Source organism: Shivajiella indica (assembly GCF_042683085.1).
GTDB classification, from domain to species: domain Bacteria; phylum Bacteroidota; class Bacteroidia; order Cytophagales; family Cyclobacteriaceae; genus Shivajiella; species Shivajiella indica.
Window position 1 is genome coordinate 60,131 of the sequence record NZ_JBHUIV010000035.1, and the last position, 6,902, is coordinate 67,032.

The 6,902-nt window shown below is 41.9% G+C and carries 4 protein-coding genes; all 4 read left to right on the plus strand.

Annotated features, from left to right (window positions below; all coding sequences use genetic code 11):
• Positions 1 to 14 precede the first annotated feature (14 nt).
• The 4 genes from infB (at position 15) to ACFSKV_RS20330 (ending at position 6,531) form a co-directional block, all read left to right on the plus strand.
• Entirely contained in the window at positions 15 to 2,942 is a 2,928-nt protein-coding gene (infB, locus tag ACFSKV_RS20315; protein ID WP_380807074.1) for a translation initiation factor IF-2, read from the plus strand.
• Positions 2,943 to 3,289: 347 nt separating this feature from the next.
• A complete protein-coding gene (locus ACFSKV_RS20320; RefSeq protein ID WP_380807069.1) occupies positions 3,290 to 3,835 on the plus strand; it encodes a hypothetical protein in 546 nt (181 codons plus the stop codon).
• A gap of 219 nt (positions 3,836 to 4,054) precedes the next feature.
• Positions 4,055 to 4,978 (plus strand): transporter, encoded by a 924-nt coding sequence (locus ACFSKV_RS20325; protein WP_380807070.1) that lies wholly within the window; start codon positions 4,055 to 4,057, stop codon positions 4,976 to 4,978.
• Positions 4,979 to 4,989: 11 nt separating this feature from the next.
• Positions 4,990 to 6,531: a vanadium-dependent haloperoxidase gene (locus tag ACFSKV_RS20330; protein WP_380807072.1), complete on the plus strand. Its 1,542-nt coding sequence runs from the start codon at positions 4,990 to 4,992 to the stop codon at positions 6,529 to 6,531.
• Positions 6,532 to 6,902: the final 371 nt, after the last annotated feature.

Genomic DNA, 6,902 nt, shown 5'->3' on the forward strand with positions numbered 1-6,902 from the left:
AGTTTTTAGCGCGTATGTCAGAAGAAAAAACAATGAGACTTGGCCAGGTGGCAAGGAAACTCAACGTAGGAATTTCTACGATTGTTGAGTCCCTAGCCAAGAAAGGCTTTGAAGTAGAAAATAATCCGAATTCCAAAATCAACTTGGATCAATTTAACATGTTGGCCAAGGAATTCAAATCATCTGCCCTTGAAAAAGAAGAGGCCTCTCACTTATCCATTGGTAAGCGTCATCATGAGACATTTACTATTGAGGCTGAATCTGATATCAAAGAGGAGAAAAAGCCTGAACCTGCCCCTGTAGCAGAAACCAAGGCACCTGAGCCTCCAAAACCCGAACCAGCCAAAGAAGAAGAACCAAAAGTGGAAAAAGTTGCCACTGAAGCTCCAAAACTACAAGGAATCAAGGTTCTGGGAAAAATTGACTTGGGAGGCAAAAAAGAGATTGAGAAAAAAGAGGAACCTGTGCCTGTAGAGCCTGTGAAGGCTAAAGAAGAGCCTAAACCTGCTCCTGTGGAGCAAAAACAAGAAACTAAACCCCAGGCTGTGAAGCCTCATATTCAAGACGACGCTAAAACTGAACAAAAACCAATTCCACAGCCTGAACCTAAGCCTAAACCTGAGGCAAAAGAACAGGTAAAACCTTCTGTTCAAATAGAGGAAAAACCAAAAAAAGTAGAACCTTCAATTGAAGAAGAAGCGCCTAGCCAGGTAATTTCTGCAAAAGCTGATGCCTTAAAAGGGCTGACTGTTTTGGGTAAAATTGAGTTACCTACAGACAGGTCAAAGAAAAAGGGTAAGCCAGTGGCCTCCTCTGATGAAAAAGGGAAAGACAAGAAAAAGAGACCTAGAAAAAGAATTGATAAAGCTCCTGGTGGAGACCGTCCTGTAGAAGGAGCGCAACAGCAAAAAGGGCAAGGTGCAAAACCACCTCAGGGTGGAGGAGCTCCACATGGCGGCGGTGCCCAGCATAGGGATGCCAAAAAACAAGGTGGTGGAAAAGGTAAACCCAGCCCTCAGCAAAATGTAGGGAGAGTACAAAAAGCTGAACCTACACAAAAAGAAATCCAAGACCAGATCAAACAAACTTTAGCAAGACTCCAAGGTGGGGGGAAATCCGGTGGGGGAAAATCCAAAAGAAGGGATAAAAAGTCTGAAAGAAACAGAGAGGAACAGGAAGGAGTAGAAGATACCAAAGTCCTAAAAGTAACTGAATTCATTTCGGCCAATGATCTTGCTTCCCTGATGGATGTTTCGGTCAATCAGGTAATTGCAACCTGCATGTCTTTGGGCATGTTCGTTTCCATCAACCAGAGACTTGATGCTGAAGCCATCACTATCATTGCGGATGAATTTGGCTATGAAATCGAATTTACCAAACCTGATGAGGAAATTGAAACCCTTGAGGAAGAGGATAAAGATGAGGATCTGCTTGATAGAGCACCAATTGTGACCATCATGGGTCACGTTGACCATGGTAAAACCTCTTTGCTGGATTATATAAGGAGATCCAAGGTAACCGCTGATGAGGCGGGTGGTATCACCCAGCACATCGGTGCATATGATGTGAGAACCTCAGATGGCCATAAAATAGCATTTCTGGATACTCCTGGTCACGAAGCATTTACTGCAATGCGTGCCCGAGGTGCCAAAATCACAGACGTCGCGATTATTGTAATTGCTGCGGATGACAGCATCATGCCCCAAACCAAGGAAGCCATTAACCATGCCCAAGTGGCTGGTGTTCCGATGATCTTTGCCATCAATAAAGTGGACAAACCGAACGCCAATCCTAATAAAATTAAAGAGGAACTGGCCAACATGAACCTTTTGGTGGAAGAATGGGGAGGTAAATACCAATCACAGGATATTTCTGCTAAAACAGGGCAAGGTGTGGACGAACTTTTGGAAAAGGTTCTCTTAGAAGCAGAAATCCTTGAACTGAAAGCCAACCCGAATAAAAGAGCGGTTGGTACTGTCATTGAAGCCTCTTTGGATAAAGGAAGAGGATATGTGGCCACTATTATGGTGCAGTCCGGAACCTTGAATATTGGAGATATCATGCTTGCAGGCCAACATTACGGAAGGGTCAAGGCGATGTTTGATCATAAAGGAAAAAAACTGAAAGAAGCAGGACCTTCCACCCCTGTATTGGTATTGGGATTGAGCGGAGCCCCTCAAGCAGGCGATACCTTTAAAGTGTACGAATCAGAAAGAGAAGCCAGGGAAATCGCCAATTCAAGGGAGCAGATTCTCCGGGAACAGAGTATGCGTACCAAGAAACACATTACTTTGGACGAAATCGGAAGACGTTTGGCCATTGGTAGCTTTAAAGAACTGAACCTGATCATCAAAGGTGACGTGGACGGTTCAGTGGAAGCGCTTTCAGATTCCTTGTTGAAGTTGTCTAAAGACGAAGTATCAGTCAATATCATCCATAAAGGGGTAGGCCAGATTTCAGAATCAGACGTCTTGTTGGCATCGGCCTCTGATGCCATTATCCTTGGCTTCCAGGTAAGGCCTTCATCCAATGCCAAGAAGTTGGCAGAACAGGAAGAAATCGAAATAAGACACTATTCCATCATTTACGATGCCATCAATCAGATCAAGGATGCTATCGAGGGTATGTTGGAACCTGAATTTGAAGAAGTTATCACAGGTAACGTGCAGGTGAGGGAAGTATTCAAAATCTCAAAAATCGGTACTGTAGCAGGTTCATATGTTACTGATGGTTATGTTACAAGGAAAAACAAAATCCGTGTAATCCGTGACGGTATAGTGATCCATGATGGTGAAATCGACCAGTTGAAAAGGTTCAAAGATGATGTCGCTGAAGTAAAAGCCGGATATGAATGCGGTATTTCCATCAAAAACTTCAACAATATTGAAGTGGATGATACCATTGAAGGATACATGATGCAGGAAATCAAGCGTAAAAAATAATTGTACAACAGATAATTTGAAAAGGAGCGGTTACCCCGCTCCTTTTTTGTGATTCTATGATTCAGGCAATCCTATACTTATTTCAAATTTTCTTTGGGCTATCTATCCTCTGTCTCATCCTTGGTTTAATCCGTCCTGTTTTGGTTTTGTGGTTTTTGGACAGGTTCAATAGATTGAAAGTAATAAAGGTATATGGGGGGATGGCTTTGTTTTGGGGGTTGCTAATTTGGATTGCCGGAAACTCTTAATCAATCCAATTAATAAAAGATCTTTTCCCTAAAAAATATGATCTTAATCATGGATTTTCACATTTTTAATTTTACCTTTCATCTTATAAGTTATTTCAATTGAGAAAAATAAGTGCCATACTGCTCCTCTGCTGTTTTACATTATACCATTTCGGGTATTATGTGGCCTATTTTTCATTGAATGTTCATATTGAAAAAAATTGGGAAGAGAAAATATATAGTGACCACACCGATGGCTTATTGGAAAAAGTGCTTGAAATCCCCATGTCTCTTCCGTATATGGCAGACCAGGAAGAATTCTCCTCTACTAACACCCTCTTTGAAAAAGACGGCCAATTCTTCCGTGCGATCAAACAACGATATATCAAGGATACACTTCAAATAGTGTATGTTCCGGATTCAGCCAAAAGAAACCTGGATATGACTATCAAGCAGTGGATTACGTCTTTGGTACAGGATGAACTGCCTGATTCCGGGAACAATTCTTTGTTGTCCAAAATATTTGTAAAAGACTATACCCAACCAACCAATGATTTTGATTTGGCTTTTACTGGGACTCAAGAAAAACAATTGATAGGGTTTATTTTTTCACCTTTTGAAAATCAATATCCGGGTCTTAATACCCCTCCCCCCCAGCAGGCTTAATTTTGCCCTGTTTTACTTTCTCCATTTCAATTTAATTAATTCGCTGCTATTGCTACTGCTGGTTTAGGGATGATACCCTTCTCTTCATTCTATTGGTAAGCGCAATGATTTCAGGTTTCATGCGAAACTTGGGTTCAATCCATTGTTTGGAGACAAAACCTATTTGGTTTTTCAGGGCTGCATGATTTTAATATTTCAAAAAATTAAACCTGAAAATCAATGAAAAAATTTTACTGGTCAGTTGTCCTGCTGGCTTTGACATTCCTTTCCTATGTTCCTAACGCACATGCCCAATTGCCTTGGGATGAAATTATGATGAAAAAGGGAGAATTCTGCTTTGCCGGTGTGTATGAAAACAATTCCTGGAATAAGTACTGGGAAGGCACTTACCTTCGTGAAAATGCCAATATCGGCACATTTACCCGCCAAATGTTCATGCCAATGCTGGCTATGGGACTAGGACAAAAAATAAACCTGATTACCAGTTTACCCTATATCAGCACAAAAGCATCAGGCGGGACCCAGGCAGGTCAGTCGGGTATACAGGACCTCAGTGTGTCTTTAAAAGTGGACTGGCTTCAAAAACAACTTGGAAAAGGAAGACTTCTATTCCTAAGCAATGTGCACTTCAACACCCCCGTAGGCAATTACCTTTCGGATTATATGCCATTTAGTATAGGGGTCGGCGCTCCGGAACTTGGAATACGAGGTATCGGTGGCTATAAAATGGATAATGGATTGGTTTTCCGAGCTTCAATGGCCTATATCTGGAGAGGCCAAACCGAAATAGAACGTGATTATTATTACCAGGATGGGAGTGTATATTCTTCATTCATGAATGTGCCCAATGCCTTGAATATCCATGGTGCCATAGGTTATTGGGCATTTGAAAACAGGTTAAGGCTTGAAGCAACCTACATGACTTTCAACTGCCTATCAGGAGATGATATCCGCTCCTATAACAGGCCCCAGCCTACCAATAAAATGGAAGTCAGTCAGGTAGGTGCTTGGGCCCAATATTATATCAAAGCTGACCGGGGATTGGGTGCTATTGCTTATGTCAACCAAACGATCAACGGACGTAATATGGGAAAAGCAACTACAATTGGTGTGGGTCTTACCTATCAGTTTAAAGTCTATTAAAGAATATCATCATGAAAAATTTAAACATACGCTATATATACTTTGTGCTTCTTTCAGTGTTTGCCAGTTCCTGTCTTGAGGAAACACCCAATTTCTATGAATTCGAAGACTATGCATTCGAGAACCTCGATGATAACGGAGGATCATGGTCTATGATTCTGGTAAATACCCCAACCCAGATCAGCATTCCACAACCTGAACCAACTAATTCTTCTTCTTACCAATCCGAACTCGCAGAACTCAAGCAGCAGATGAATGGCATATCAGCTATTGAAAAACAGGCAGTCCAGTACTGGAGCAGCAATCCTGTTTTGAGGTGGAATGAAATTGCCCTGGAATTGGCAGCTAAATATAACCTGATTCCGGGCCCCAACGCTGATGGAACCTATACTTTACCTAATCCTGCAAATCCGGTTGGACCGCCTGCATTTCCATTTGCCCATCCACCTTACACCAGCAGAATGCTGGCATACCTGAGTGTGGCTCAATATGACGGATTAGTAGTTACATGGCATTACAAATACCAATATAACCGCCCTGCTCCATATAGAGTAGATCAGGAAATAAAACCAGCTTACAGTCCCAGTCAGCTTCCATCTTACCCTTCTGAAGGCGCGACTGTCGCCGTGGTTTCCAAAGAGATCCTTTCTGTTATGTTTCCCTTGGAGACACAGTTCCTGGAAAAAAAATATCAGGAACATCTTGCAAGCCTAATTCATGCAGGAATAAATGTACAAAGCGATATAGATGCCGGAATACTTATCGGTAATGAAGTAGTGAAATTGGCCAAACAACGTGCCTCTACAGATGGGATGGCTAAAGCCCAGACCCCAAAACCGGTTTCAGACTCCATTGCCAATGCTGCATTTGAAAGATTAGGATGGAAATGGGAAAACAGTGAAACACCAAAAAGACCGGTTGGATTGACCCCACTCTTCGGACAAGTAAAAATGTGGCATGTACCTTCTGTAGAAGAGGTTAGATCACCTCCCCCTCCTGCTCCCGGATCACCGCAATTTGAGGCAGATGCTAAAGAACTTAGGCAGTTTGCATCACATATGACCCTTGAACAAAGAAGAATTGCCAATTGGTGGGAAGACGGGATTGGCTCTTATACTCCTCCGGGTCACTGGAATAAATTCGCGAAACTGTCCATTGTGAAAAACAAACTCAATCCTTTAAGAACAGCCCGGGTGTTCGCTTATATGAATACTGCCATCATGGATGCAGGGGTTGCCTGTTGGGATACAAAATATTACTATCATTACCCAAGGCCGGTGGAGACCATTCCGGGATTCAAGACCATATTGGGCACACCGAATTTCCCAGCCTATACTTCTGGCCATAGCACCTTTTCTGCAGCAGGAGCCGAAGTGCTTGCATATTTTTTTCCAAGCGATGCAAATCAATTCAGGGCTTGGGCAGAAGAAGCAGCAATATCAAGACTTTATGGAGGCATACACTACCGATTTGATGCTGAAATTGGCACTGAACAAGGAAGACTTGTGGGCAGTTACGCTGTGAATAAAGCAAAACTGGATGGGACCCTTTAAAATGAAAAAATATTTCTTATAGGTTTATTTGTTGTTACATACCTGGCAAGGAAAAAACTTGCCGGGCTGTTTTTTCAGAACTCATAGGTAATTATCAAAGCCTTCGGGCTTAAATCCCCCATAATTAAAGTGCTATAGCCCGTGGTGGTGAGCAGAAAATTAAAGTTTTTTCTTCTGCTGAAAATTAGAAAACGGCTGATTTGAAAAAATTCAATTTCACAAATAAGTCCCCTTTCCCTAAACCTTCTCCTGACTTCGACAGTCGTCAGTCCCATTTGATTATAAGTAATTGATATTTAATATTTTGTAATTTTCGGGTTGCTGATTTGGGTGTCCCAGATATGTTTTTTATTATTTTTAGACATGTTTGT

Coding starts and splice junctions, on each gene's coding strand:
- ACFSKV_RS20325 (WP_380807070.1), top strand. CDS start 4,055: ATGAAAAAATTTTACTGGTCAGTTGTCCTGCTGGCTTTGACATTCCTT.
- ACFSKV_RS20330 (WP_380807072.1), top strand. CDS start 4,990: ATGAAAAATTTAAACATACGCTATATATACTTTGTGCTTCTTTCAGTG.
- infB (WP_380807074.1), top strand. CDS start 15: ATGTCAGAAGAAAAAACAATGAGACTTGGCCAGGTGGCAAGGAAACTC.